We start from the raw sequence: 26,027 nt of genomic DNA on the forward strand, positions 1-26,027 counted from the left end.
CCATGGCAGCGAAGTGGATCGAAGCCCTCACGGGCTCGCTCGAGCAGAAGAAGCAGTACCGGCAGTACAAGGCGCGGATCGAGGAGCTCCCCGAGCCGCACCGCACGGTCGCGCAGGCGGTCGACCGCTACCTCATGTACCAGGGCGGCGTCACCGACGGCGACACGATGATCACGATGCTCGGCGACCTCGCCGACCTGTTCGAGCGCGCGGCGGTCGACGGGATGGCCGTGCGCGAGATCGTGGGCGACGACCCGGTCGAGTTCGCGGACGAGTTCGTGCGCTCGTATCGGAGCCGTCAGTGGATCGACCGGGAGCGCGCGCGGCTCCGCAAGGCCGTCGACGACGCGACGGGAGGGCGATCATGACCGCGCCGGCCATCCGCGTGCAGGGGATCGAGAAGTCCTACAAGGACCTCGCCGTCCTGCGCGGCGTCGACTTCGAGGTGGCGCCCGGCAGCATCTTCGCGCTGCTCGGGTCGAACGGCGCCGGCAAGACGACGCTCGTGAGGATCCTCTCGACCCTGCTCGCGGCCGACGCCGGCCGTGCGCAGGTCGCGGGGCTCGACGTCGCGACGCAGGCCGGGCAGGTTCGCGAGGCGATCAGTCTCACGGGCCAGTTCGCGGCGGTCGACGAGGTGCTGACGGGCCGCGAGAACCTCGTCCTCGTGGCGCGGCTGCGTCACCTGCCGAACCCGCGCGCCGTCGCGGACGAGCTGCTCGAGCGCTTCTCGCTCACGGCCGCGGGCGACCGCAAGGCGGGCGAGTACTCGGGCGGCATGCGCCGCCGCCTCGACATCGCGATGAGCCTGATCGGCGATCCGTCGATCATCTTCCTCGACGAGCCGACCACCGGTCTCGACCCCGAGGCGCGCATCGAGGTGTGGGAGACGGTCAGGGAGCTCGCGGCCGGCGGCACGACCGTCCTGCTCACGACGCAGTACCTCGACGAGGCCGAGCAACTCGCCGACCGCATCGCCATCCTGCACCGCGGCCGGATCATCGTGAACGGCACGCTCGCCGAGCTCAAGCGGCTGCTGCCGCCGGCCGAGGTGGAGTACATCGAGAAGCAGCCCAGCCTCGAGGACGTGTTCCTCGCGCTCGTGGGCGACACGGAAGGAGAAGCGGCATGACCGCGCATGTCCTCGCCGACACGGCCGTCCTGACCGGGCGCTCGCTGCGGCACATCGGGCGCAGCCCCGACACCATCATCACGACGGTGGTCACGCCGATCGCGCTCATGCTGCTGTTCGTCTTCGTGCTCGGCGGCGCGATCGAGACGGGAGCGGGATCGTACGTCGACTACCTGCTGCCGGGCATCCTGCTCATCACCGTGGCGTCGGGCATCGCCTACACGGCGTACCGGCTCTTCATGGATCTGCAGGGCGGCATCCTCGAGCGGTTCCAGTCGATGCCGATCGCGCGCTCGGCCGTCCTGTGGGCCCACGTGGCGACCTCGGTCGTCGCGAACCTCGTGTCGGTGCTCGTGGTCGTGCTCGTGGCCCTGCTGATGGGCTTCCGCTCGCCCGCGGGATTCGGCGCCTGGCTCGGGGTCGCCGGGATCGTCACGGTCTTCACCCTCGCGCTCACGTGGGTCGCCGTGATCGCGGGCCTCTCGGCCAAGACGGTGGATGGCGCGAGTGCGTTCTCGTACCCGCTCATCTTCCTGCCGTTCATCAGCTCGGCGTTCGTCCCCACGGAGTCGATGCCGGGGCCCGTGCGCTGGTTCGCCGAGAACCAGCCCGTGACGTCGATCGTGAACAGCATCCGGAGCCTGCTCGCGGAGCAGCCCGTGGGCGCCGACCTGTGGGTCGCGCTCGCGTGGTGCATCGGGATCCTCGTCGTCGCGTATCTCGCGTCCCTGGCCGTGTACCGTCGCCGCTTCACGTGAGGCGCGGACGCCGCCCCGACCGCACCCGAGCCCCGTCTCGTCCGACCGCATTCGGACGGGACGGGGCTCTTCGCGTCAGGCGATCGCGTGATCGTGGACGGCGGAGCTGAAGCTCGACCCGTTGAGGTCGACGTAGAGGTGCCGGTCGGAGACCGAGACGGTCATCGTGTTGCGCCGCTCGAGCACGCGCACGAGATCGTCGATGAAGCCCGGGTCGAAGCTGTGCACGACGATGTCGTCGGCCCGGTGGATCGTCTTGCCCGCGAGCGCCGCGACGACCTTCGCGGGATCGCGGTGGGTGTACACCGCGGTGCGCTCGGCGAGCTTGCTCGCGAAGTGGAGCCGCTCGGCGTCGGGCGCGCCGACCTCGATCCACGCGGTGATCGCGCCGGTGAGATCGCGCACGAGCACGGCCGGCTCATCCGTCGACGAGACCCCCTCGCCGAACGCGATCCCCTCCGCGTGCTCGAGGCAGTACGCCAGCACCCGCGTCGCCATGTAGGCGTCCGTCTCGGACGGATGGCGCGCGACGCGGAGGACGAGCTCGTCGTAGACGCCGCGGTCGACGTCCGCCAGCTGGACCGTGAACGTGTGGATCGTCGCGCCGATGGCCATGGAGACCGAGCCTATCGGCCGCCGACCCCGCGGTCAGGCCCAGGCCGCGAGCGTCGAGGCGAGCACGGTGCACACGACCGTGCCGGCGAAGAGGCTCAGCACGGCGTTGCCGCGCCACAGGTGCAGGGCGACCGTGACCGCCAGCGCGACGAGGGGCGGCAGCGCCGACGCCATCTCCGGGCGGACGTCGTGCAGCGTGTAGACCGCCAGGATGATCATCACGCCGAGGGGCATCCGCTCGCCCACGTAGGCGAGCAGCTCGCTGTCGCGCAGCGGACGCAGGAGTGCGAAGGGCACCGCGCGCAGCGCCCACGTGATGAGCCCCGAGATCGCGATCGCCGCGGCGATGTACCGCTCATCCACGGCGCGGCCCCTTCCGCTCGATGAGGAACCGGCCGACGAGCGCCGCGAGGAACAGGCCCATGGCCGTGAGCAGCATGTCGTGCGGCGCCACGACCGCGGCGATGAGCGCGCAGAGCAGGGCGACCACGGCGACCGGGATGGACCGCCGGATGCGGTACGCATCGATGCTCAGGACCACGAACAGCGCCGTCACGGCGAAGTCGAGCCCCACGACCTGCGGCGGGATGAGCACGCCGAGCGCCGAGCCCGCCGCGACGCTCGCCACCCAGGAGCCGTGGAAGAGTCCCTGGATCGCGAGGATGCGCGCACCGCTCCAGCCCGCGGACTCCGGCGTCGCGGTGAGGGCATAGGCCTCGTCGGTGAGCGCGAACGTGCTGTAGACCCGCGCGCCGCGTCCGCGCACGCGGTGCAGCGGGAAGGAGAGCGCATAGAACACGTGACGGAAGTTCACGAGCAGGGCGCTCACCGCGATCTGCGCGAGCGGCGCGGCGGCCGCGATCATCCCCACGAGGAGGAACTCGAGCGAGCCGGCGAACACGAACGCCGCGATCACGGGCCCCCACCACCAGTCGAGCCCCGACTGGACGACGAGGACGCCGAGCGCGAGCCCGAGCGGGATCACCGCGAGGCAGGCCGGGGCGACCGTGCGCGCGCCGGCCCGGATGTCGCCGGTCGCGCGCGGGGAGCGGACGGATGTGGTCACACCGCAATCGTAAGGAATTCAGCGCGCACAGTGCTTGCGAGATCACGCGGCATAATCGAGTCGTGCGCAATAAACACGAGCTGGATGACATCGACCACGCAATCATCCGCGAGCTCACTGCGGACGCGCGTCTGACGAACCTCGAGCTCGCCCGCCGCGTCGGCCTCACGCCGGCCCCGTGCCTGCGCCGCGTGCAGCGCCTCGAGACGACCGGAGTCATCCGCGGGTACCGTGCCGTGCTCGACCCGAAGGCCGCGGGGCGCGGCTTCGAGGTGATCGCGTCGATCGACATCGCCGTCAACGACGGCCAGACGATCGAGGACTTCGAGGCCGCCGCGAGCGCCGTGCCCGAGGTGTTCGAGCTGCGCCGCATGTTCGGGCAGCCCGACTACTACCTGCGCATCCTCGTCGCGGATCAGGACCAGTACGCGCTCGAGACCCTGCCGAAGCTCTCGCGCCTGCCCGCCGTCAACCGCATCACGTCGCATCAGACGATGTGGCTCGTCAAGGAGTAGGCGGGGTCAGCGCGCGGTGACGCGCACCGCGTGCCAGCCGGTCGCGCCGTCGGGAACGACCGGCGCGGCCTCCCCCGTCTGCACCTCGCCGTCCGCGCTCACGGCGCGGCAGCGGATGGTGTGCTCCCCGGGAGCGAGATCGGCCGCGGCCGACCACTGCACCCACGTGTCGTCGGAGATCGCCGTCGCGAGCTCGGCGTCTAGCCATGCCCCGTCGTCGATGCTCACCTCGACGCGTGCCACCCCCACATGCTGCTGCCACGCGACGCCCGCGATGACGACCCGGCCCGCCGCGACAGCGCCGCTGCGCGGCACGTCGATGCGCGACTGCAGCTTGATCGGGCCACGCTCGGACCATCCGCGATCCGTCCAGTACGCCCGCGCGCGATCGAAGCGCGTGACCTCCAGCTCGACCACCCACTTCGTCGCGGACACGTAGCCGTAGAGGCCGGGCACGACGAGCCGCGCGGGGAAGCCGTGCGCGAGCGGGAGGGGCTCGCCGTTCATCCCGACCGCGAGGATCGCGTTCCGCGCGTCGGTGAGCGCCTCGAGCGGCGTTCCCGCCGTGAAGCCGTCGACCGAGCGCGACAGCACCATGTCGGCATCGGGCTGCGGCGCCGCCCGCGCGAGGAGCTCGCGCACGGGATACCCCAGCCAGACGGCATTGCCGATGAGGTCGCCGCCGACGGGGTTCGACACGCACGCGAGCGTCGTGACCGACTCCTCGAGCGGCAGGGCCATGAGGTCGTCCCAGGTGAGCTCGTACGGATGGTCGACGAGGCCGTGGATGCGGAGCCTCCAGTCGGCGGGGGCGAGCTCGGGCACGACGAGGGCGGTGTCGATGCGGTAGAACGCGTCGTTCGGGGTGATCACGGGAGCGATCCCCTCGATGTCGAGGGACGCCGACGCGGGCACCGTCGCGCGCGTCGACGCGCGCGGCAGCACGAGGGCGTCGCGGATGGCCGCGACCGCGCTGCTCGCGACGCGGCTCGTCGTCGACGCGACCGCGGCCACCGCACCCACGACCGCCGCGGACACGGTGAGCAGGAGGAATCGCCGCCGCGAGAGCCCGTCGCCGCGCGGGCCCCCGCGGCGCGCCGGCACCAGGACGGCGAGGGCCGCCGCGGACAGGATCCCCGCGACGGCGGACGGGACCGCGGAGAGCGCGTCGGCGTCGGCCCGCGTGAGGGCGGCCGCGACCCCGACCAGTCCGACCGCGAGGAGGGCGACGGCGCCCCAGGGCGGCCGCGCGCGCTGCAGCAGCCCGTCGGCGCCGCCGATCGCGGCGAGCACGAGCGCGATGCCGACGAGCAGGGCGATCTTGTCGGCGGTGCCGAACAGCGCGATCGCGAGATCCTTGGCCCACGGCGGCGCGAGATCGATGAGCGCCGCGCCGACGACCGCGGTCGGCCGCGCCGCCGGAGCCCACCATGCGGCGATGAGCTCGCCCAGGCCGGCGCCGAGGATCACGGCGGCCGCGCCAGCTCCCGCCGCGCGTCGCCTCTGCCCGGCGTCCGCGGCGATGTCGCCCGCCCGTGTCGTCATCGCTCTCCCGCGATCGGAGCCGAGAAGCGGCTCGCTCCCATCATCGCGCGGATGCGGGCGCGGCGGGAGGGCGTCTCACGCCGGCGGGGCGGTCGACTCCCGGATGATGAGCTCGGTCCCGAGCTCGACCTTCTGCGACGCGAGGGGCTCGCCATCCGAGAGCGCGATGAGCATCTGCGTCGCGAGCGCGGCCATCTCGGCGAGCGGCTGGCGCACGGTCGTGAGCGACGGCGCGAGCCACGACGCGAGCGGCAGGTCGTCGTAGCCGACGACCGAGACGTCCTCGGGCACCCGCAGGCCGAGCTCGTGCGCCGCGCGGATGAACCCGAGTGCCTGCACGTCGGACCCCGCGAACACCGCGGTCGGCCGATCCGATCGGCGCAGGAGCTCGAGCCCGTGCTCGTAGCCGCCCTCGACCTCGAAGGTGCCCCAGCGGACGAGCGACGGGTCGACGTCGAGCCCGATCTCGGTGTGCGCGCTGCGGAAGCCGTCGACACGGGCGCGCGAGCACAGCACGTTCTCCGGCCCCGAGATGATGGCGACGCGGCGATGCCCGAGCTCGATGAGGTGCCGCGTCGCCGCGAGGCCGCCGCTCCAGTTGTTCGACCCCACGGTGGGCACGCCAGCGGGAGTCTCGCCGTCGGTGTCGAGCACGACGAAGGGGATCGACCGGGCCATGAGCTGCCGCTGCTGCGTGTCGTCGAGGCGCGAGAGCACGAGGAGCACGCCGCGCGTGCCGCGGGCCGTGATGCTGTCGATCCACTCCTGCGGCGGGCGGTGGGAGCCGCCGAGCTCGCTGAGCACGACGCCGACGCGACGCGGCGCCGCCGCCTTCTCGACGCCGACGATGATCTCCTGCGCCCACGAGCTGCCGAACTCGTGGAACACGAGGTCGAGGAGCCCCGCGGTCTTCGTGGGGGACGCCGGCCCGACGGGCTTGCGGTAGTCGTGCCGCGCGAGGGCCTCCTCGACGCGGCGACGCGTCGCGGGGGCGACGTCGCTGCGCCCGTTGAGCACGCGCGAGACCGTGGGCACCGAGACGCCGACCTCTCTGGCGATCGTCGCGATCGTCGCGCCGCCTCGTGGCATCCGCACCCTCCCCGCCGAGACTTCCGGAACATCCTATGCCCGAGGGTGCCGGGGCTCGCAGGCCTCGGCACCCTCGGATCAGCGCAGCTCGACCTCGGCGTCCGAGACGCCCGCGGCCGCCGAGAGCACGCCGCGCCGCCCGGCGGCGGTCACCTCGAACTCGCCCGCGAACGCCCGCAGCGGAAGCCGCCCGTCGGCGTCGGTCCGCACGGTCGTCGGCTCGAGCCACCACTCGCCGCGGACCAGATCGCGCAGCGCGTCGTACGCGGGCTTCGGCGAGCCGTCGCGGCGGATGAGGCCGCTCGGCGCGTTCAGCCACGCCGTGGCGTCGTCGAAGCCCCAGTAGGTGATGGCGGCGACCGACGGATGCTCGACGAGCGTGCGGTAGTGCCGCACGATCTCGTCGGCCTGCCGCTCCTCCCCTTCCGGGGTCGACGGCCAGTCCTCGACGACGTAGTCGTTGAGGTCGTCGATGTGCTTCGGCATGAGGTCGCCCGAGACGAGGGACGTCTCGGTCCAGTGCAGGGGCAGCCCGAAGCGCGCGAAGCGCTCGCAGATGGCGTGCACCTGCTCCTCGCCGCGGAAGCCCTGGTGCATGTGCGACTGCAGGCCGATCGCGTCGATGCGCACGCCCGCGTCGAGCACCTCCTGGATGAGCCGCTCGTAGTCGGGCCCGAGATCGAAGTCGTTGAGGACGAGCACCGCGTCGGGGTTGACCGCGCGCGCCTCGTCGACGGCCATCCGGATGAACTCCACGCGTCCGTGCTTCTCACACAGGCGCGTGATGGCGTTGCGGATGCCGTCGGGCTCGTTCTCGAAGCGGGGCATGATCACGGCCTCGTTGACGACGTCCCACGTGTCGACGAGCCCCGCGAACGCGCTCACCTCGCGGCGGATGCGGCCGCGCAGGGCCGCCTCGGCCTCATCCAGCGGGAGGGCGTCGACCCAGGGCGCCTTGACCGTGTGCCAGACGAGCGGATGGCCCTTGAGTCGCACCCCGTGCCCGCTCAGCGCGCGCGCCTGCCGCGTCAGCTCGGCCTCCTTCGTCTGCCCGGGCTCCGGCTCGTAGCGCCCCCAGTAGAACTGCAGGGTCGCCGTGTCGAACAGGTCGAGCCAGCGCGCGAGCGGCCCCTCCCCCGGCACACCGGGAGCCGTGCATCCGAACCCGATCTCGTGGCGCAGCTGCGCCACGGTCACGTCGTGCTCGCGAAGGGGCTCCCCGTCGGCGCCGCGCACGAGCACGATCGCGTCCACCTCGCGGTGGTGGTATCGGGAGGAGGTGAGGACATCGGTCATCGGGTGAATCTCGCTTTCACATCGGCTTCGACAGGACGGGAGACGCTGCGCAGGAGGAGCGCGAAGGCCCACGCGCACAGCAGGAGGACGGCTTCGGACGCGAGGGCCACGACCGCGGCCGCGACGATCGCGAGCGACGCGAACCCGAGGGTGGCGCGCCACTGGGAGAAGAGCTCGGCCGCCGCGATCCGGAGGGCGTCGCGCGTGCGGAACGAGAAGTACGCGGTCACGACGAGCAGGTGCCCCGACCAGAGCACGAGCACCGCGAGCAGCACGATCGCGACCGGACGCAGCACGGCGCCGCCGGGCGCGGCATCCGCTCCGGTCGCGTTCACGACGAGGATCGCGGCCGCCGCGAGGACGGGCGCCCACCAGAGCGCGACGTCCTTCGCGTTCCGCGCGAGCCCGCGCCACAGGGCGCGCGCGGGGCGGAGGTCGGGCGCCTCCGCCCACGCGCGCTGCGCGTAGAGCGCCGCCGAGAGAGCCGGCGCGACCGGGAGGAGCGCCACGACGTAGAGCGCGGGCGAGACCCCGTCGGCGAGGCCGAGCGCCATCCACGCGAGCAGGGTCGGCGCACCCATCAGCGCGAGGAACGCCGCGAGGACGATCCAGCGGTACACGACGGCCGTGGCCCGGGAGAGGACCCCGGTGCCCACCTCGTCGACGAGCTCGGCGGCCATCCGTCAGCCCTTCACCGAGCCGAGCATGACGCCCGAGACGAAGTAGCGCTGCACGAACGGGTACACGCAGAGGATCGGGATGACCGTGAGGATCATCGTGACCGACTGGATGTTCGCGTTGAGGTCGGCCGCGGTGCTGCCCACGGCCGCGCTCTCGCTCGCGGTCGTGGAGGCGCCCGCGATGAGGTTCCGCAGGAACAGCGTGACCGGGAAGAGCTCGTTCTTGTCGAGATACAGGAACGCGCTGAACCAGTCGTTCCAGAACGCGACCGAGTAGAACAGGATCATCGTCGCGATCACGGCCTTCGACAGCGGCAGGACGATGCGCGTGAAGATCCCGAACCATCCGAGCCCGTCGATCTGCGCGGCCTCCTCGAGCTCGTGCGGGAGGTTCTCGAAGAACGACTTCATCACGAGCAGGTTGAACACCGAGATCGCGCCGGGCAGCACGATCGCCCACATCGTGTTCTTCATGCCGAGCGACGAGATGAGCACGTAGTTCGGCACGAGGCCGCCGTTGAAGAACATCGTGAACACGGCGATGCCGATGAGCAGACGGCGCCCGCGGAGGTGGTGCTTCGAGAGGACGTAGGCGTACGACGTCGTCAGCGCCATCGCGATCGCCGTGCCGACGACCGTGTAGAGCACGGTGTTGCCGTAGTTGCGCCAGAACATCCCGTTGCCGATCACGGCCGTGTATGTGTCGACGTTGAAGTCGACGGGCCAGAAGCTCACCTGCCCGGCCTTGATCGCGCCCGACGAGCTGAACGACTGCGCGAGCACCGTGATGAACGGATAGAGCATCGCGAGGCACACGAGGATGAGCAGGCCCGTGTTCACGACCGTGAACACGCGGTACCCGACGGAGTCGCGATTGCCGACAGTGCGGGACGGCGCCCGCTGAGCAAGAGTCACCACAGGCTCGTTCCCACCATTCGCCGGGACAGGTAGTTCGCGCCGAGGACCATCACGAGGCCGATGAGGGCCTGGAAGAGTCCGATCGCGGCGGCGTAGCTGAGGTTGTTCGACACGAGGCCGACGCGGTACAGGTACGTCGAGATGACGTCTCCCGTCGAGTACGTCAGCGGGTTGTAGAGGAGCAGCACCTTCTCGAACCCGACGTTGAGGAACGACCCGATGTTGAGGATGAGCAGCGTGATCATCGTCGGCCGGATGCCCGGGAGCGTCACGTGCCAGATCTGCTGCAGCCGGTTCGCGCCGTCGATGCGCGCGGCCTCGTAGAGCGACTCGTCGATCGTCGTGAGCGCCGCGAGGTAGAGGATGGTCCCCCATCCGACGGTCTGCCACGCCTCGGACCCGACGTAGACGGCGCGGAACCACTCCGGCCGCTGCAGGAACGGGATGGCCTCGCCGCCCATCGCGGTGATGATCTGGTTGACCGTGCCCTGCAGCGACAGCAGCTGCATGACCATGCCGACGACGATCACGACCGACAGGAAGTGCGGCAGGTACGAGATCGACTGCACGACGCGCTTGAACGCGCGCTTGCGCACCTCGTTGAGCATGAGGGCGAGGATGATCGGCAGCGGGAAGCACACGAGGAGGGTGAGGCCGCCGAGGATGGCCGTGTTCGCGAACACCTGCCAGAAGGCCGGGTCCTTGATGAACATCTCGACGTAGCGGAAGCCCACCCACTCCTCGCCGAGGATGCTCCCGCCGGGGCGGAACCGGCGGAACGCGATGACGTTGCCGATCATGGGGCCGTAGCGGAAGATCGCGAAGAAGATCAGGGGCAGCAGGGCGAGGGCGTAGAGCTGCCAGTCCCGCCGCAGCGCGGTGCGCCACGGCGTCCGGCCGCGTCGCCCTGAGCGGCCGCGGGGCCCGCCCGCGGTCGTGATCACGCGGGTCGTCGTCGCGCCCGGCGGAGCGGAGGACGGGTCTGCGGCGAGCGCCGCACCCGTGGTCGTGGAGGTCATGTCGTCATCCCTTCGACGGGTTCCGGGTCGCCGCCGCGCGCGCGGCGGCGACCCGGAGTGCGTCAGCCGTTCTGCTCCGCGAAGCGCTCGCGCGCGCCGTCGATGAGATCGACATAGGTCTGCAGGCCGGCGGCCTCCAGCTCCGCGACGTACGCGTCCCATTCGGAGAGGTCGCGGTCTCCGAGGATGAACTGCAGCGTCGCGGTGCGGACCGCGTCAGAGAGCGGCGTCGACAGGAGCGACGCCTGCTCGAGCTCGGCCTCGTCGAGCGGGGCAGGCGGGTTCGGGTCGCGCGGTGTCCGCGTCGACAGGACGGTGTCGATGTACTCGACGAACTGCGGTGCGTTGTACGACTCCTTGAGCTCTCGCGACTCGGTTGATCCCGCGAGCACATCGTTGCCCCATCCGAGATCCTTCTTGATGTCGGTCGCGCCGTCGGGGTTGATGTTGAAGTCGTCGTACGAGAACTCGGGCTTCAGGGTGATCGTGCCGTCGGCCGCCTTGTCGTAGGTCTCTCCCTCGACGCCCCAGCGGAGCAGCTCGCGCGCCTCGGGGTTGTAGTAGAGCCAGTCGAGGAACTGCAGCGTCGCGATGAAGTTCGGCGACTCCGCGATGTCGGCGCTCAGCATGAACCCGTTCCAGAAGTTGCGCGGCTCGACGACCATGCCCGCCTCTCCGCCAGGGGGCGCGAGCTGGACCAGCTCGTAGTCGGTCACGCCGGCCGCGTCGAGGGCCGCCGCGAACTCGTTCACCGTGCCGTTCGAGCCGGAGGCGGCGAAGACCTGGTTGTTCGCGATCTTCTCCGCGACGTTCGCCGCGCCGCCGCCCGCGTCAGCCGCCGTGAACGACTCGGTGTCGAGCAGGTCGGCCTCGACGAGCCCGTGGAAGTACTCGACCATCGAGCGGTAGCCCTCGGACGTGCCGGCGTACTCGAGCTCGCCCTTCTCCTCGTTCCAGATCGTGCCGTCGCCGAAGCCCCATCCGGCCTGCGTGCCGAACGCGTGGGCCGCGTAGTTGAGCATCGACTGGCCCTCGAAGCCGTCGGCCAGGGGCTTCGAGTCGGGGTACTTCTCCTTGATGAGCTCGAGGCCCGTGCGGAGGTCCTCCCAGGTCTCGGGCGCCGGAGCGCCGACCTCGTCGAACACGTCCTTGCGGATGATGAGCGTGAAGACCGGGACCGAGACCTCCTGCAGGCCCGGCAGCATGTAGTACTTGCCGTCGGACTGCTTGAGCCGCTCGACCATCGCGCCGAGGTCCCACTCCTCGACGTACTTCTGGAAGTTCGGCATGTACTCGACGTAGTCGCTGATGGGGAGGACGGCGCCCGACGAGACGAACGGCTCCTCCTCGCCCGTGTAGACGAGCGGGATGACCGTGGGGGCGTCGCCGGCCGAGATGAGCAGGCTGCGCTTCTCGGTCGCGTCGCTGAACGGGATGTGGGTGAGGTCGATCGAGACGCCTGTCCGCTCCTCGATGACGTCGAAGATCTGCCAGTCGTCGGTGACCGGCACCTCGGGCCAGTCGGTCCAGAGCATCGAGAGGTCGAACGGCTCCGTCGCCGTGAACTGCTCGTCGGCGGCGAAGTCCTCCATCGCCCCGACCGACTGCGCATCGACATCGACTTCGGCGGCGTCTCCGCCCTCTGCCGTGCAGGCGCTCGTCGCGACGAGGCCGGCCACCACCCCCGCTGCTGCGACTGCGCGGACCCACGTTGTCCGGCGCGTGGAACGAACCATGATTCTCCTCTTCGAGATCGGCTGCTGTGCTCGCGGCTCCGAAACTTTCGGAAGCGACTTCGAGACTTTCTGAAGAGTAGGGCGGGCCCGAAACGTTGTCAATAGCCACAATTAGGAGGTCTTGCGGGGCGGCAGCGGGAGCGCCATCCTTTCGCCATGACACGCGGAGCACTCGATGAAGAGCATGAGGTCGCGGAGATCACGCAGCGCCTCGCGGCGCGCTTCCCCACGCTGACCGTCGACGCCGTCGCGACGGCGGTCGACGAAGCACGACATCGCTTCGACGACGCGCGGGTGCGCGACTTCGTGCCCGTACTCATCGAGCGCGAGGCACGAGCCCGCCTCGAGCATCCGGCGTGACACGGGGTCGACAGTGTCCGGGGCGGCGTCGCGGGGATCGCCCGACCGTCACCCCAGCACGAGCCCGGGATGGCACGCGGCGAAGGCGTCGCGCACCAACTCGCGCAGCACCGATACCCGCGACGGGTGCGGGTGATGCTGCCGCTCGCCGATGCCGGTCTCGACCGGCGGCGGACCCTCATGGATCCGCAGCACTCGGACCTCAGGGAAGCGAGCGAGCATCGTCGCGCTGACCACGAGCTCAGGCACCAGCGCGACGCCGGCGCCGATCGCGGCCATCCCCACAAGGCTGTCGGAACTCGCGCTCTCGAACGCGATGTCGATGTCTCCCATCGCGGCGAGGAAGCCGGACAGGTGCGTGCGCACCCCTCCCGCCTTCGGGAGGAGAAGCGCACGCTTCGCCAGATCTGCCGCGGAGAGGACGTCCCGATCGCCGCGGAACGCTGCAGCGCCCGCCACGGCGACGATGTCGCACCGGAGGATCGGCGAGTAGGCCATCGCGGACGTGGCTGCCGTCGACGCTAGCGCGACGACATCCACGAGCCCGCGCGCGAGCAGCGCGCCGAGCTCACCCGATGACGCCTCCACGAGACGCGGCGCCGGGTCGAGAGCGCGCGCCGCTGCAAGCTCGAGCACCATGGGGAAGAGCTCTCGAGCCAGGGTCGGTGCCGCGCCGAGGGTGAGCGGGGCGGCACCGTCGGCTCCCTGCGCAACGTCGAGAGCGCGTGCGTAGGAATGGACGATCGTCCGAGCCTGAGGCAGGAATCGCCGCCCCGCCTCGGTGGGTTCGATGGGCGAGCGCCCGCGATCGAATATGGCGAAGCCGAGCTCGCCCTCGATGCGCTTGACGAGTTGGCTCATCGCCGACTGCGTGATGTGGAGGTTCCCGGCCGCGCGCGTGAAGCTGCGCTCGTCCGCGATCGCGACAAGCACCTCAAGGTGACGGATATCCACGGCATCATCATGTCTCGGTTATGAGAGGGATAACAACATTAGCCATTCCTTGTTCGGAGCGTCCCCGACAAGCTGGGACGGACCACAGAAGACAACGGAGTGACTGTGACTGCTACCCACACCCAGATCCGGACACGGCGCTGGACGCCGGATGTCCTGACGATCCTGCTCGCGATCCTCGCCCTGTGCGCGATCGCGACATACGTTGTCCCCGCCGGGAAGTTCCAGACCGACGAGCACGGCATCATCCTCCCCGGCACGTTCGAGATCATCCCGAGCACTCCGGTCAACCCCATGGCAGTCCTCACCAGCCTGCATACGGGGCTGGTCGAGTCCGCGCCCATCATCTTCGGCATCCTGTTCACCGGCGGGGCACTGGCCGTGCTCGACTCGCGCGGAGCGCTCACGCTCGTGGTGCAGCGCCTAGCATCCCGATCCGGATCGAATCGCTACCTCGTGGCGAGCGCGGTCATGCTCTTCTTCGGCGTCTGCAGCGCGCTCGGAACGATCACGTCCGAAGTCATCGCCTTCCTCCCGCTGGCTCTGGTCCTCGCGAGGGCGCTCGAGATCTCACGGCTCACGGCGGTCATGACGCTGATGCTGCCCGCGTCCATCGGATATGCGGCATCCTTCCTGAATCCCTCTTCCCTGGCGCTGGCCCAGACGATTGCGGGACTCCCGCTCTTCTCCGGCGCGCTGTTCCGCGTGGTCCTGTTCGGCACCCTCCAGGTCGTGACGATGGCGTTCGTACTGTGGCGCATTCGGCGCGAGACGCGCGAGACCGGGTTCGCCGCGGACGAAGGCGACCTCGCCGTCCACGCGGATCGGCCGTTCCCACCGTTCGGATGGCGTCACGTCCTCGCACTGGCCGCCTTCGTCGCGTGCCTCGCCCTGTTCGTGACGGGAACGGTCCTGTACGGCTGGGGAGTAGGCGAGATGGCTGCCTGCTTCGTGTTGTCCGCTGTCCTGGTGACTGCGATCTTCGGCATCCCCATGCGAGAGGTGCACGACACCTTCATCGGCGGCATGCGCGACCTGATGTGGGTGGTCCTCGTGATCGGAACCGCGCGTGCGATCGCGGTCGTCCTGAGCGATGGTCAGATCCTCGACACGATCGTGTCCGCCCTCGGCACGCTCGCCGACGGGCTCTCGCCGATCGGAAGCGCACTGGCACTGACAGTCGGCGGAGGGATCATCAATTTCTTCATCGGATCGGGCACGGGGCAGGCGGCGCTCACGATGCCGATCATCGCGCCGCTGACCGATGTCATGGGCATCACTCGTCAGGTCGGCGTCCTGAGCTTCCAGCTCGGCGACGGCATCACCAACCTCGTCTACCCCACTTCCTCGGTTCTCGTGGCCGGGCTCGCGACGGCGGGGGTCTCGTTCGGGCGCTGGTTCCGGGAAGCCGGGTGGTACCTGCTGACCCTCGTCATCATCGCGATCGCCGCGATGACCATCGCCGTCCTGATCGGATACAACTGACGTGAACGAACGACTCCCTCTTCGCGAGAGCTCCTCGCATGCCTTCGTCGAGCTCTACTCGGGCCTCACGCACCGCCAGTTCGGGGACGCGGGGCTCTTCCCCGGCGGGCAGACTCTCCAGTTCGATCTGCTCAAGCCCGGCACCGACGGAGACGTGCCGCTGGTCGTCTTCGTCAAGGGCGGCGGACTGCTGAACAATCACCGCTCACGCTACCTTCCCGCCCTCGTCGACCTCGCCGAAGCCGGCGTCGCCGTCGCGAGCGTGGAATACCGCACGAGCAACCAGACGGGTTTCGCCGGAAGCCTCGATGACGTTGTGCACGCCGTGCACTACCTGCGCGCCCACGCAGGGCAACTCGGGATCGACCCCGAGCGAGTCGCGCTCTGGGGCAACTCAGCAGGCGCCACATTGGCGGTGCTCGCCGCGTCGACACTGCCCGACGGGACGGTGTCGGCCGTCGCGGGGTGGTACGGCGTCTACGACCCGGCCGCGGATCAGCGTTACCTCGAGCCCGACTCCCCGATGCGGCTCTCACTGGGAGACCCCGCCGACGGCGGCTGGTTCCGTCCGTCGAGCTTCGTGCGCCCCGGGATGCCGCCGGTGCAGCTGATCCACGGGACGGACGACGCAACGGTCGACTGCGCGCAGAGTCAGGCGCTGGCAGAGGAACTGGCTCGCCAGGGCGTGCCCCACGATCTCCTCATCGTCGATGGCGGCACCCATAGCTTCGCGCAGTTCTGCACGCGCACAGACGCTCTCGCGCGCACCCGCGAGTTCCTCCTCGCGCACCTCACGGGCTCTCGCTGACGCAGGGTCGACAGTGTCCGGGGTCCGCGCGAGACTGCTCGCGTGACCTCAGACGGCTATGCGTCCGACTTCCTCGACATCGATCTCCCCCTTCCCGCGCCCGACCCGGCTCGCGCCATCAGCGAGCTGGCCTATCCGCGGTTCTCCGTCCTCCTCGACACCGATCGCCGGCTGGCGGCGGTCACCGCCGTGAACATCGACGGCGCTCAGCTGCAGGATCTGCGCCGCAGCGGCGAGTGGCGCCTCGATCCGCGCGTGCCCGAGCGTGAGCAGACCGGGCCCGCGGTGTATGCCGGCAACGACCTCGATCGCGGGCACCTCGTCCGCCGCCGAGACCCCGGCTGGGGCTCGATGAACGACGCGCGCGCCGCGATGGAGGCGACGTTCTTCTACACGAACGCCGCGCCCCAGGCCGCGGGCTTCAACCAGTCGAAGGAGCTCTGGCTCGGCCTCGAGGACCACGTGCTCGCGTACGCCGAGACGACCGATCAGCGGCTGTCGGTCTTCACCGCCCCGGTGCTCGACCGCGACGATCCGCCCTATCGCGGCATCCGGGTGCCGCTGCGCTTCTGGAAGATCGCCGCGTGGCGCACGGACAGCGGGCTCGCGGCGACCGGTTTCGTGCTCGACCAGACCGACCTCGTCGACACGAGCGGGGGCCGGTTCGCGACGCCGCCGCTCGGCGCGTTCCGCACGTTCCAGGTGCCGATCGCCGACATCGCCGAACTCGCGGAGCTCGACCTCGGGCTGCTGCCGACCGCCGACGTGCTCGATCGCCCCGAGGTGCGGGCGAGCGGATGGCGCGCGCTGAGCTCGCGGGAGGACGTCATCGTGTGAGGGGGGAGGGCTGAGTGGCCGCGTGACCTACCGAATCCGCTGGTCGAAGGCGTCTTGCGCAGCCTCGACGAGTTCGGGGCGCTCGAAGGCGACAAGGGCAGTCGCTGCGAGGAGCAGCGCTCCGTCGAGGACGACGCCCTCCGCTGCCTCCCCGTCCGCCGCCGCAGCGAAATCGTGCGAATGGGGCGTGGCGTCGCGGTCGAGCAGGAGCACCGGATGGATCGCGGGCACCACCTGGCTGACGTTCCCCATGTCGGTCGACCCCTTCGTGGGCGGGGTCGCTTCCGGCACGCGACCCAGGCCGCGCATGGCCGCGTCGGCGAGCGCGCCCAGCACGGAGTTCGTGATGAGCGAGTGGTAGGCGGGGGTGTTCTCGGCGATCTCGACCGAGCACCCGGTCGCGATCGCCGCGCCTTCGAAGCAGGCGGTGACCCGCGGAACCAGGTCGTCCATGAGATGCGCGCGTGTCTCGGAACGCACGAAGACCCGCAGTGCGGATCGCTCGGGGATGATGTTCGGCGCCTGCCCACCGTCCGTGATGATCCCGTGCACGCGGTCGCTGGGCAGCATCTGCTGTCGCAGGAGTCCGATGGCTGAGAGCGCGAGCGTGGCTGCATCGAGCGCGTTGACGCCCAGCTCGGGGCTCACAGCGGCGTGCGCGGCGCGTCCGGTGAAGGTGACGTCAAGCGCCACCCGGGAGAGCGTGAAGTTCACGACGGAATCCTCATTGGAGGGATGGATCATGATCGCGGCATCGATGCCGTCGAGGACGCCGCCCTCGATCATGGGGACCTTCCCCGCGGCTCCTTCCTCGCCGGGGCTCCCCACGACCACGACATGTGCTCTCGTCGACGAGCCCTCCAGAGCGTCCTTAAGGGCGAGCCCCGCGCCGAGACCCGCAGCCGCGATGAGGTTGTGCCCGCATCCGTGGCCGATGCCCTCGAGCGCGTCGTACTCGCAGAAGACCGCGATCCGCGGCGCCGGCTCGTCCTCCGCCGCGGAGGACCATCGCGCCACGAAAGCGGTGTCGAGCCCTGCGAACCCTCGTTGCACGGCGAAACCGGCCGTCTCGAGCTCGCGACTGAGCCGCTCTGCGGCATGCACCTCGGTGAAGCGGATCTCCGGGTGCGCGTGGATGTCGGCCGCGACATCGACGAGCAGGTCTCGTCGGGCGTGGACCAGCGGGCGGAGGCGCTTTAGGGCGCCCGCGATGTCGGAGGTATCTGGCTGTGTCATGAGGAGTCCTCTCAGAGCATGAGCGAGTGGGAAGGGCCGACCGGGAGACCGAGAAGACCCCACGCGATGAACAGCAGGGTCCATGTGATCCAGACCGCGACGGTGAAGGGCAAGATGAGGCTGAACAGGGTTCCGAATCCCGCCTTCGGGGCATACCGCTGCATCAGGCCGAGCACGACCGGCATCATCGGGTAGAAGGGCGAAAGGGGGTTCGTCGCGGAGTCGGTGATGCGGAACGCCGCCTGCACGTACGCCGGGTCGACTCCGCCGAGCATGAACATCGGGACGAAGATCGGCGCCAGCAGAGTCCACAGGGCCGAGCCGCTCGAGAGTAGGAGCGCGGGAACGATGACGAAGAGACTCAGGAGGACGAGCCCCCAGATCCCCTCGATGCCCGCAGCTGCCATCCCGTCGGCCCCGACCGTCGCCAGCACGATGCCGAGGTTCGTCCAGTCGAACCACGCGATCGCCTGCGCCGCCGCGAACATCACGACAATGAACGGGGCGAGTTCGCGCACCGAGTCGACCATCATCCTGGGGATGTCGTTCGCGCTCTTCAACGTGCCCGCCGTCACCCCGTACGAGACCGCCGTCGCCAGGAAGAAGAGCATGAGGAACAGCGGGAGGTTGCTCATGAACGGCGATCGGAGGATGGCGCCGCCCTCGCCGCGAAGCGGTGAGCCGGGCCAGAGGAGCGCGGTCGCGAAGAGGGCGATGGTGAGCGCACCCGCGAGGGCCGCTGCAACCAGCCCCTTCCGCTGAGCCGAGGTCATCGGCTCGAGGTCGGACGGGTCCGATACCCCCGAATAGGTGCCGAGTCGAGGCTCGACGTACACCTGGCAGACGATCGTGATGACGACGGCGAGGACGATGGTCGACGCCGACATGAAGTACCAGTTCGACAGCACCGAGACGTGGGCATCGGGGTCGACGATCTGCGCCGCGGACGTCGTGATCCCCGAGAGGAGCACGTCCGTCCCGGCAGGGACGAGGTTCGCGGAGAAGCCCGCAGCGACGGCCGAGAAGGACGCCACGAATCCGGCGAGCGGGTGGCGCCCCGCGGTCAGGAAGGCGGCAGCCGCGAGCGGCGGGAGGATGAGGCTCGCGGAATCCGACGCGAGGTTCCCCATCAGGCTCACGACCACCACGACGAAGGTCACCGCCCAGCGCGGCGCGGAGAGCACGGCCGCCCGCATGAACGCTTGCAGCATGCCAAGACGCTCGGCGACGCCGATGCCGAGCATCACCGTGATGACGAGCCCGAATGGTGGGAAGAGGACGAAATTCTCGATCGCCGAACCGACGACGTATCCGAGGCCATCCACGGAGAGGATGCTCTGCACCGCGACCTCATCGCCGGTCGCCGGGTCGGTGGTCGTCACACCGAACGCCGCTGCCACGGCGGATGCGGCGGCGACAAGCCCGGCGACGATGAGGAAGAGGTAGAGGGGGTGCGGAAGCCTGTTCCCGACCCGCTCGATCGCACGAAGCACCCGTCCGCCGAGGCCTCTGGCATCGGCGAGGGTCATCACGGGATCCGTCTCGGAGGTTCTGATCGTCATGTCTGCTCCTGGTGTGAGAATGCCCCAATTGTCCGGATCCCCGTGTTTCGCCGCAGTTTCGTGATCGATCTGATCTGTCAAACCCATCTAGAGTCTCGATATGGACATGACCGGGGCGATTGAGGTGCCGTCGATGTCCGAATCGGACCTCGACCTCATCGACGCTCTGCTCGTCGCACCGCGCGCCCCGTGGGCCTCTGTCGCGCGCATGCTCGGCACGAGCGCGCCGACCGCTCGTCGCCGCTGGTCTCGTCTTGTCGAGTCGGATCGCGCATGGGTCACGTCGTACGTCGGCCACCCCGCCGGAATCGTCTCGGGGTACGTCGAGATCCGCTGCCAGCCGGGCTCGGTGGATGCGACCGCGTCCGAGATCAGCGCTCATCCGCGCGTGCTCAGCATCGTCGGCGTCACCGGCGACCGCGACCTCGTGCTGAGTGTCGTCGCCGAGGACATGCGCGGCTTCAGATCGGTCATCCAGCACGAGATCGGAGCTCATCCGAAGATCGTCCATGCGCGCACCGCGCTCGTTTCGCGTCTCTTCCGCGATGGGTCGAGCTGGCGCACGAGGGGAAGCGCGCCCGCCAAGCCCTTCGACGTCGAGCGCGACGCTCCTCCGGGCCGCGACGCGCGGGAGAGGGCAACCCTGCGGACGGTGCTCCGGGTTCTCGAGCGCGATGGGCGAGCGACGAGCTCCGAGCTCGCAGCGGCTCTGCAGACGAGCGAGGCGCAGGCTCGTCGCACCGTCGGGCGTCTGCTCCGAACCGGGCAGATCATTCAGAGCGTCGATGTGGCGCGTTCGGTCGCGCACTACGCGCACGCGCTTCTGCTCTGGCTCGTCGTGCCCGCCGCGCGCATCGAGGAGAGCGCGCGGCTTGTCTCCGCGCTGCCGTTCGTGCGCCTGTGCGCCGCGATCGCAGGGGGCCCCAGCAACCTCTATGTGATCGTCTGGGCGCGGTCGCTGTCGGAAGCAGCCGACCTCGAAGCCCAGCTGATGCAGCGGGTGGAGGGCCGGGTCGCTGATCGCTCGATCGTTCTGCACCACTACAAGAGATTCGGCCACTGCTTCGATGACGATGAGCGCCGCGTGGCGCACGTCGCCTGGTCGGCGGGCTGACCCCAGGTCCGACGGGCACAACCGGGATGACCGCGCTCAGCGGAGCGCTCGCACCGCCTCCGCGATTCCCTCGACCGCTTCGGCGATCGTCCGCAAGTCGGTCGCGAACGAGATCCGGAAGAACGGCGACTGGCCATATGCCGACCCCTGGATCACCGCGACGCCCGCCAGGTCGAGCAGGTACAGGGTGACGTCCTGGTCGTCGGACAGGATGCGTCCGTCCGGTGCGGTGCGGCCGATGATCCCGGCGCAGTCGACGTAGAGGTAGAACGCACCGTCCGGGACGACGGGAAGGAGACCGTCGATCGCCCCGATGCCCGCCACGGCGGCGTCGCGGCGCTCGGCGTAGCGGGGAACCGAATCGGCGATGAAGTCCTGCGGCCCTTCGAGCGCGGCAGCCGCAGCCGCCTGGCTGATCGACGACGGGCAGGAGGACGTCTGCGACTGGAGCGTGTTGATCGCGCCGATGAGGGCGGGATCGCCGGCCGCGTAGCCCAGACGCCAGCCGGTCATCGCGTACGACTTGGAGACGCCCGACACGACCAGCACGCGGTGCCGCAGATCGGGTGCGACGGCCGCGAGGCTCGGCGCGGGCGCCCCGGTGAACGAGATCTCGCTGTAGATCTCGTCGGAGAGGACGGACACCGCGGGATGGCGGCGGAGCACGTCGGCGAGCGCGGCGAGCTCCTGCTCGGTGTAGATCGCGCCGCTCGGATTGCCGGGGCTGTTCAGGATGACCCAGGTCGTGCGGGCGGTGATCGCCGATTCGAGCGCGTCCGCGGTGAGCTTGTACCCGCCCTCTGCCGAGGTCGCCACGATGACCGGCGTGCCGTCGTTCGCGCGGACCATGTCGGGGTAGGAGACCCAGTAGGGAGCAGGGATCAGCACCTCGTCGCCGACGTCCAGCGTCGCCATCAGGGCGAGGAAGATGACCTGCTTCCCTCCCCCGCCGACGGTGATCTCGGCGTCCGCGTACTCGATGCCGTGCGTGCGCCGCAGCGATCCTCGGATCGCCTCCCGCAGGCGAGGCGTCCCGTTCACGGCGGTGTACTTCGTCTCACCCGCCTCGATCGCGGCGATCGCGGCCTGCTTCACGTGCTCCGGAGTGTCGAAATCCGGTTCGCCGACTGTGAGATCGAGGATCCGGCGCCCCTCGGCCTTGAGCGCACGCACGCGCGCTGCCGCCGCCGTGCTCGGCGAGGGCTTGATGCGGTCGAGGCGCGCGGCCGCCCGGAACGACGAGGCAGCGGCGCTCACGGTGCGACCTCGATATCGGTCGTGAGCCCCTTGGCCTTCAGCACCTCGGCGAGGTTGCACAGCTCGATCGTCGTGCCTCCGGCCCAGTACTTCTCGATCAGGGACGCCTCGTGCGCATCGCGCGCCGCCGACAGCTCCGCCGCCTCTCGGACCTCCTCGCGGCGGACGACGACGACGCCGTCGGCGTCGCCCTTGACGACGTCGCCCGGACGGATGAGCTCGCCGCCGAACACGACCGGCTGGTTCAGGGCGCCGAGGGTCTCCTTCACGGTGCCCTTGATCGACACGCTGCCCGAGAACACGGGCAGGCCGAGCTCGCGAAGCTCTCGCGTGTCGCGCACGCCGGCGTCCGTGACGAGCGCGGCAATCCCCTTCGCCTTGCAGGCGTTGCCCAGCACGTCTCCGAACATCCCCGCTTCGGCGTACTCGCCCGCAGAGACGATGAGGACGTCTCCCGGCTGCGCGTAGTGGATCGCGACCTGCAGCATGAGGTTGTCGCGCGGGGCGCACACGACGGTGAAAGCCGAGCCGACGAAGGAGGTGTCCGGATCGATCGGCTTGATCCGCGCGTCCAGCGCGCCGCGCCGCCCCTGCGCTTCGTGAATGGTGGCCGCGCTGAACTGGCCGAGCCGTTCGACGTCGGACGCCTCGGCCCGCTCGATCCTCGTGGTGACGTGAACCATGTCGCTGTCCTTACTCCGCGTCCTGTTCGCGGCGATCGAAGGTGAGGCCTCCCGGCACCTGGAAGGTCGGCATGAGCTCGAGAAGGCCGACGTTGACGTGCGACGGCGCGTCGACCGCGAACTCGATGGCGGCGACGACGTCGTCGACCGTGAGCGACTCGTAGCCCTCGTAGTAGGTCGCCCATGCCTCCGCGTCCGTCTCCGGCGTGCCGCCGAGGTTGCGCGAGAAGATCTCGGTCTCAATGCGGCCGGGGCTGAGCTCGGTCACCCGCACGCGCCGGCCGAGCGCGTCATTGCGGAGCTGACGCGAGAGCTGATGCACGGCGGCCTTGGTCGCGTGGTAGGCGGTGTGGCCGAAGAAGTTGTAGTGCCCCGCGATCGAGGAGATGTTGAGGACGTGGCCGCGGTCGCGCTCCACCATCCCGGGGTAGAGCAGACGCAGGATCTGCATCACCGCCGTGAGGTTCACCTCGACGAGGTCGTCCAGATCCTCGGCCGACGCGCTCAGGATGTTCCCCGGTCGACTCACGCCCGCGCTGTTGAGCACGATGTCGGCCTCGATCCCGGCGAGCGCGCGCGTGAGCGCCGCGGTGTCCCGGACGTCGAGCGCGTGGGTGATCACCCCCTTCTCGGCAAGCGCCTCGAGTCGCGACTCGTCGCGCGCGACGGCGTGCACGGTCAGCCCCTTCGCGAGGAAGAGGTCGATCGCGCCACGGCCGACGCCGCTGGTCGCACCGGTGACGAGCGCGACGCGGTAGTCGGAGAAAGTCATGAGAGAGTCCTTCCGGTGGTGGCGGTTGAGAGCGCGTCCAGCGCCGAGAACACGGACTGGACGCGAAGACGGAGTGCTTCCAGCTCGACGCGGTCGGCGCGTGCCCTCGCCGCCGCGCCCGACGTCGACATCCTGCGGAATCGCACACGCTGACCCGGCCGCACCTGGGCGAGCAGGTCGAGCGATCCGGGTGTCACGACCGCGAGCACGGGATAGCCGGCGGTGACGCCGCGCCCCCGATGGAGGACGAGGAGCTCGTCCCCGGGCGGCACCTCGACGGCGCCGACGGGCACGCCGCGCGAGAGCACCTCGCCCCCGGCCGTGCGCTCGGGGAGGGGGCCGGTCATCCGGAGTCCGATGTGGTTGCTTGTCGGCGTGACGAGATAGGGCTGGTCGAAGAGGCGCCCCGCTGTGCCCGCGAAATCCGCGATGTCCGGGCCATCCGTGACATCGATGACGAATCCCGTCGGCAGGCGCGGCACGTCGAGGCAGTACAGCTCGGCGGCGAAGTGCTGGTTGAAGATCACCGGCGTCGACCGCCGGACGGCGATCGCCTGCCCCGCCGCGACGCGCCCGCCGAATCCGAGGACCGAGTCGGGTGCGCAGCTGCCGAGCAGTCGCGGGACGTCGAATGACCCGCGCACGGCGACGTACGCGCGCAGCCCGCCCTGGAGGTCGCGCAGGGCGACCGTCTCACCCGCGCGGACGGAGACGGGCTGGTTCGAGGGCCGGCCGACGCCGTCCACCGTGAGGTGCCCGTCGGCGCCCGTGACCGCGAGGAGGATATCGACATCGGGTACGAACTCGACGTCGAGCGCGGTGAGCTCCAGGAGCGGCTCGACATCGGAGTTGCCGACGAGGATGTTGGCGATGCGAGCCGACCTCTGGTCGAGCGCGCCGTTGACCGGGACGCCATAGCGAGGGCCGCGACGGCGGCCGAGGTCGGTCACCTGGGTCGAGCCCGCCTCGATGAACGTCAGCGCTCCCGCACTCATCGCGCCTCCATGCGCGTGCCGAGCAGCGAGGCGTACTCATCCGCCTCGATCGGCCGGAAGCGGATCACGTCTCCCGGCTCGTAGGGCACGAACGGCTCGGCGCCGAGGTCGAGAACCGTCAGCGGCGTCCTCCCGATGAGCGGCCACCCGCCCGGGGCCGCGGCGGGTGTGATCGTCGCCTGGCGTCCTGCGACCGAGACGACCCCCTGAGGCACGTGGGGTCGCGGGCTCGCGAGACGGGGCACCGGGCGTGGGAACGGCGGCCCGTCGAGCATCGGCGATCCCCCCGGCGCTCCCAGGCAGCGCACGACATAGGCGGGCTCGCTGTGGAGGCGAACCACCTCGTCCACGCTCAGGCCCTGCGCATCGGCGACGTCGCGGAGGTCGAGCTCGCCCGCGAGGTCGTACAGCACCGGCACGTCGAACTCGCGCGGCCTCTGGCTGAGCGGGCGGTCGACGTCGATCTGCTCGGCCGCCTGAGCGAGATAGTCGCGCAGCCCGTCGAGGGAGACGTCGATCGGGTCGATCTCGACGAGCACCGCGTCGTAGGTCGGGATGACGCATGCGACGCCGGGGACGCGCGAGGCGTCGAGGAAGCGCGCGAGATGGTGGACGAGCCGCCAGCCTGCCTCGCGGTCGGGCAGAGCGCTCGCGACGCGGAGAGCGGATGTCCCGCTCGGCGAGATCACCACGCGCGGATTCGTCACGACGGCTCCAGCCAGTCTGCGAGCGGGGCGATCTCGACACCGGCGGCCTCGAGGCCGCGGCGGATCTCCTGCGCGAGCGCGACCGCTCCCGCGGTGTCGCCGTGGACGAGCACTGTGTCGCACGTGACGGGGATGAGCACGCCGTTGCGGCTCTCGATGACGCCGTCGACGACCATCCGCACGGTGCGGCGGCGGATCTCCTCTGCGTCGTGGATCACCGCGCCGGGCTCGCTGCGCCGCACGAGCGTGCCGTCATCCTCGTATGCGCGGTCGGCGATCCCGACGATGCCCACGCGCAGCCCCGCGGCACGCGCCGCGTCGGCGAGCATGCCGTCCTGCGCGAGGATGATGAGCTCGGGGTCGAGGCGGCGCGCGGCCGCGGTGACGGCGTCGGCGTAGTCCTCACGCACGGCGACGAGATTGCCGAGCCGACCGTGGGGCGCGACGTGGGCGACCCGTGCACCGTGGAATGCGGCGAACGCCTGCAGGGCGCCGATCTGGTAGAGCACGTCGGCACGCACCTCGTCGGCCGTCAGCCCCATGTCACGGCGCCCGAACCCCTGCCGGTCGGGGAAGGAGGGATGCGCCCCGATGCCGACCCCGCGCTGCACGCAGGAGCGCACGGTCTCGTCCATGATCTGCGGGTCGCCGGCGTGGAAGCCGCAGGCGATGTTCGCCGACGTGAGGATGTCGAGCAGAGCGGCATCGTCGCCCATCCGCCAGGCGCCGAAGCCCTCGCCGAGATCTGCGACCAGATCGATCCTCCGGGTCATCGTCAGCTCCTCTCCTCTTCGATCCGCTGGCGTGCCCAGGCTAGAACCGTGGAAATCCGATGCGAAGAGAATGTGCGATCCTTGTGCCGCAATCGCCGCACCGCCCCCGTCAACT

Annotated in this window: 28 protein-coding genes; 9 read left to right on the forward strand and 19 right to left on the reverse strand. The window is 70.1% G+C overall.

Going from position 1 to position 26,027, the window contains the following annotated elements:
• Positions 1 to 2: 2 nt before the first annotated feature.
• The 3 genes from PKE79_RS07660 to PKE79_RS07670 are packed head-to-tail and all read left to right on the forward strand — an operon-like array spanning position 3 to position 1,890.
• Entirely contained in the window at positions 3 to 368 is a 366-nt protein-coding gene (locus tag PKE79_RS07660) for a DUF1048 domain-containing protein (protein WP_271173096.1), read from the forward strand.
• Positions 365 to 1,132: an ABC transporter ATP-binding protein gene (locus tag PKE79_RS07665; protein WP_271173097.1), complete on the forward strand. Its 768-nt coding sequence runs from the start codon at positions 365 to 367 to the stop codon at positions 1,130 to 1,132. Before PKE79_RS07660 ends, PKE79_RS07665 begins: the two co-directional genes overlap by 4 nt.
• The gene (locus PKE79_RS07670) at positions 1,129 to 1,890 is read left to right on the forward strand and encodes an ABC transporter permease (protein WP_271173098.1); all 762 of its coding nucleotides are present in this window, start codon (positions 1,129 to 1,131) and stop codon (positions 1,888 to 1,890) included. Before PKE79_RS07665 ends, PKE79_RS07670 begins: the two co-directional genes overlap by 4 nt.
• Before the next feature lie 75 nt (positions 1,891 to 1,965).
• Here PKE79_RS07670 and PKE79_RS07675 read toward each other — a convergent pair whose 3' ends face one another.
• The 3 genes from PKE79_RS07675 to PKE79_RS07685 are packed head-to-tail and all read right to left on the reverse strand — an operon-like array spanning position 1,966 to position 3,571.
• Positions 1,966 to 2,505: a YaeQ family protein gene (locus tag PKE79_RS07675; RefSeq protein ID WP_271173099.1), complete on the reverse strand. Its 540-nt coding sequence runs from the start codon at positions 2,503 to 2,505 to the stop codon at positions 1,966 to 1,968.
• Positions 2,506 to 2,538: 33 nt separating this feature from the next.
• On the reverse strand, positions 2,539 to 2,868 hold the full coding sequence (locus PKE79_RS07680; RefSeq protein ID WP_271173100.1) for a branched-chain amino acid transporter permease: 330 nt from the start codon (positions 2,866 to 2,868) through the stop codon (positions 2,539 to 2,541).
• On the reverse strand, positions 2,861 to 3,571 hold the full coding sequence (locus tag PKE79_RS07685; RefSeq protein WP_271173101.1) for an AzlC family ABC transporter permease: 711 nt from the start codon (positions 3,569 to 3,571) through the stop codon (positions 2,861 to 2,863). The genes PKE79_RS07680 and PKE79_RS07685 overlap by 8 nt, the downstream gene beginning before the upstream one ends.
• Positions 3,572 to 3,633: 62 nt before the next feature.
• On the opposite strand from PKE79_RS07685, the gene PKE79_RS07690 reads away from it, so the two are divergent.
• Positions 3,634 to 4,086, forward strand: coding sequence for an Lrp/AsnC family transcriptional regulator (locus tag PKE79_RS07690; protein WP_271173102.1), 453 nt, complete (start codon positions 3,634 to 3,636; stop codon positions 4,084 to 4,086).
• Between the two features lie 6 nt (positions 4,087 to 4,092).
• On the opposite strand, the gene PKE79_RS07695 is transcribed toward PKE79_RS07690, so the two are convergent.
• From PKE79_RS07695 to PKE79_RS07725, 7 genes are all read right to left on the reverse strand, one after another.
• Entirely contained in the window at positions 4,093 to 5,631 is a 1,539-nt protein-coding gene (locus tag PKE79_RS07695) for a molybdopterin-dependent oxidoreductase (RefSeq protein ID WP_271173103.1), read from the reverse strand.
• A 75-nt stretch (positions 5,632 to 5,706) separates the two neighbouring features.
• Positions 5,707 to 6,720 (reverse strand): LacI family DNA-binding transcriptional regulator, encoded by a 1,014-nt coding sequence (locus tag PKE79_RS07700; protein WP_271173104.1) that lies wholly within the window; start codon positions 6,718 to 6,720, stop codon positions 5,707 to 5,709.
• Between the two features lie 78 nt (positions 6,721 to 6,798).
• Entirely contained in the window at positions 6,799 to 8,016 is a 1,218-nt protein-coding gene (locus PKE79_RS07705; RefSeq protein WP_271173105.1) for an endo-1,4-beta-xylanase, read from the reverse strand.
• Positions 8,013 to 8,696, reverse strand: a complete 684-nt coding sequence (locus PKE79_RS07710; protein WP_271173106.1) for a hypothetical protein — start codon at positions 8,694 to 8,696, stop codon at positions 8,013 to 8,015. The genes PKE79_RS07705 and PKE79_RS07710 overlap by 4 nt, the downstream gene beginning before the upstream one ends.
• Positions 8,697 to 8,699: 3 nt before the next feature.
• On the reverse strand, positions 8,700 to 9,614 hold the full coding sequence (locus PKE79_RS07715; protein WP_374727765.1) for a carbohydrate ABC transporter permease: 915 nt from the start codon (positions 9,612 to 9,614) through the stop codon (positions 8,700 to 8,702).
• Positions 9,608 to 10,633 carry an ABC transporter permease gene (locus PKE79_RS07720; protein WP_271173108.1) on the reverse strand — a complete coding sequence of 342 codons (1,026 nt, stop codon included), beginning with the start codon at positions 10,631 to 10,633 and terminating at the stop codon, positions 9,608 to 9,610. Before PKE79_RS07720 ends, PKE79_RS07715 begins: the two co-directional genes overlap by 7 nt.
• A gap of 62 nt (positions 10,634 to 10,695) precedes the next feature.
• Positions 10,696 to 12,315 carry an ABC transporter substrate-binding protein gene (locus tag PKE79_RS07725; protein ID WP_271173109.1) on the reverse strand — a complete coding sequence of 540 codons (1,620 nt, stop codon included), beginning with the start codon at positions 12,313 to 12,315 and terminating at the stop codon, positions 10,696 to 10,698.
• A 210-nt stretch (positions 12,316 to 12,525) separates the two neighbouring features.
• Here PKE79_RS07725 and PKE79_RS07730 point away from each other — a divergent pair, with 210 nt between their 5' ends.
• Complete coding sequence (locus PKE79_RS07730) at positions 12,526 to 12,729, forward strand: three-helix bundle dimerization domain-containing protein (RefSeq protein ID WP_271173110.1); 204 nt, start codon at positions 12,526 to 12,528, stop codon at positions 12,727 to 12,729.
• 48 nt (positions 12,730 to 12,777) lie between these two features.
• Here PKE79_RS07730 and PKE79_RS07735 read toward each other — a convergent pair whose 3' ends face one another.
• Positions 12,778 to 13,683 (reverse strand): LysR family transcriptional regulator, encoded by a 906-nt coding sequence (locus PKE79_RS07735; RefSeq protein WP_271173111.1) that lies wholly within the window; start codon positions 13,681 to 13,683, stop codon positions 12,778 to 12,780.
• Between the two features lie 105 nt (positions 13,684 to 13,788).
• Here PKE79_RS07735 and PKE79_RS07740 point away from each other — a divergent pair, with 105 nt between their 5' ends.
• Genes PKE79_RS07740 through PKE79_RS07750 form a run of 3 tightly spaced genes read left to right on the forward strand, consistent with a single transcriptional unit; the run spans position 13,789 to position 16,813 of the window.
• A complete protein-coding gene (locus tag PKE79_RS07740) occupies positions 13,789 to 15,168 on the forward strand; it encodes a YfcC family protein (protein WP_271173112.1) in 1,380 nt (459 codons plus the stop codon).
• Between the two features lies 1 nt (position 15,169).
• A complete protein-coding gene (locus PKE79_RS07745) occupies positions 15,170 to 15,976 on the forward strand; it encodes an alpha/beta hydrolase (protein ID WP_271173113.1) in 807 nt (268 codons plus the stop codon).
• 42 nt (positions 15,977 to 16,018) lie between these two features.
• Positions 16,019 to 16,813, forward strand: a complete 795-nt coding sequence (locus tag PKE79_RS07750) for a DNA/RNA non-specific endonuclease (RefSeq protein ID WP_271173114.1) — start codon at positions 16,019 to 16,021, stop codon at positions 16,811 to 16,813.
• Between the two features lie 27 nt (positions 16,814 to 16,840).
• On the opposite strand, the gene PKE79_RS07755 is transcribed toward PKE79_RS07750, so the two are convergent.
• On the reverse strand, positions 16,841 to 18,049 hold the full coding sequence (locus PKE79_RS07755) for an amidohydrolase (RefSeq protein WP_271173115.1): 1,209 nt from the start codon (positions 18,047 to 18,049) through the stop codon (positions 16,841 to 16,843).
• Between the two features lie 11 nt (positions 18,050 to 18,060).
• Positions 18,061 to 19,611 (reverse strand): AbgT family transporter, encoded by a 1,551-nt coding sequence (locus tag PKE79_RS07760; protein ID WP_271173116.1) that lies wholly within the window; start codon positions 19,609 to 19,611, stop codon positions 18,061 to 18,063.
• Positions 19,612 to 19,744: 133 nt separating this feature from the next.
• Between PKE79_RS07760 and PKE79_RS07765 the strand changes: the two genes are divergently transcribed.
• A complete protein-coding gene (locus tag PKE79_RS07765) occupies positions 19,745 to 20,725 on the forward strand; it encodes an Lrp/AsnC family transcriptional regulator (RefSeq protein WP_271173117.1) in 981 nt (326 codons plus the stop codon).
• A gap of 36 nt (positions 20,726 to 20,761) precedes the next feature.
• On the opposite strand, the gene PKE79_RS07770 is transcribed toward PKE79_RS07765, so the two are convergent.
• Genes PKE79_RS07770 through PKE79_RS07795 form a run of 6 tightly spaced genes read right to left on the reverse strand, consistent with a single transcriptional unit; the run spans position 20,762 to position 25,912 of the window.
• On the reverse strand, positions 20,762 to 21,982 hold the full coding sequence (locus PKE79_RS07770) for an aspartate transaminase (protein WP_271173118.1): 1,221 nt from the start codon (positions 21,980 to 21,982) through the stop codon (positions 20,762 to 20,764).
• On the reverse strand, positions 21,979 to 22,665 hold the full coding sequence (locus tag PKE79_RS07775; protein ID WP_271173119.1) for a 4-carboxy-4-hydroxy-2-oxoadipate aldolase/oxaloacetate decarboxylase: 687 nt from the start codon (positions 22,663 to 22,665) through the stop codon (positions 21,979 to 21,981). Before PKE79_RS07775 ends, PKE79_RS07770 begins: the two co-directional genes overlap by 4 nt.
• Positions 22,666 to 22,675: 10 nt before the next feature.
• Complete coding sequence (locus PKE79_RS07780; protein WP_271173120.1) at positions 22,676 to 23,437, reverse strand: SDR family oxidoreductase; 762 nt, start codon at positions 23,435 to 23,437, stop codon at positions 22,676 to 22,678.
• On the reverse strand, positions 23,434 to 24,432 hold the full coding sequence (locus PKE79_RS07785; RefSeq protein WP_271173121.1) for a 5-oxoprolinase subunit C family protein: 999 nt from the start codon (positions 24,430 to 24,432) through the stop codon (positions 23,434 to 23,436). Before PKE79_RS07785 ends, PKE79_RS07780 begins: the two co-directional genes overlap by 4 nt.
• Positions 24,429 to 25,139 carry a 5-oxoprolinase subunit B family protein gene (locus PKE79_RS07790; RefSeq protein ID WP_271173122.1) on the reverse strand — a complete coding sequence of 237 codons (711 nt, stop codon included), beginning with the start codon at positions 25,137 to 25,139 and terminating at the stop codon, positions 24,429 to 24,431. The genes PKE79_RS07785 and PKE79_RS07790 overlap by 4 nt, the downstream gene beginning before the upstream one ends.
• Positions 25,136 to 25,912, reverse strand: coding sequence for a LamB/YcsF family protein (locus tag PKE79_RS07795; protein WP_271173123.1), 777 nt, complete (start codon positions 25,910 to 25,912; stop codon positions 25,136 to 25,138). The genes PKE79_RS07790 and PKE79_RS07795 overlap by 4 nt, the downstream gene beginning before the upstream one ends.
• Positions 25,913 to 26,027: the final 115 nt, after the last annotated feature.

It is taken from the genome of Microbacterium barkeri, assembly GCF_027921765.1.
Lineage (GTDB): Bacteria > Actinomycetota > Actinomycetes > Actinomycetales > Microbacteriaceae > Microbacterium > Microbacterium barkeri.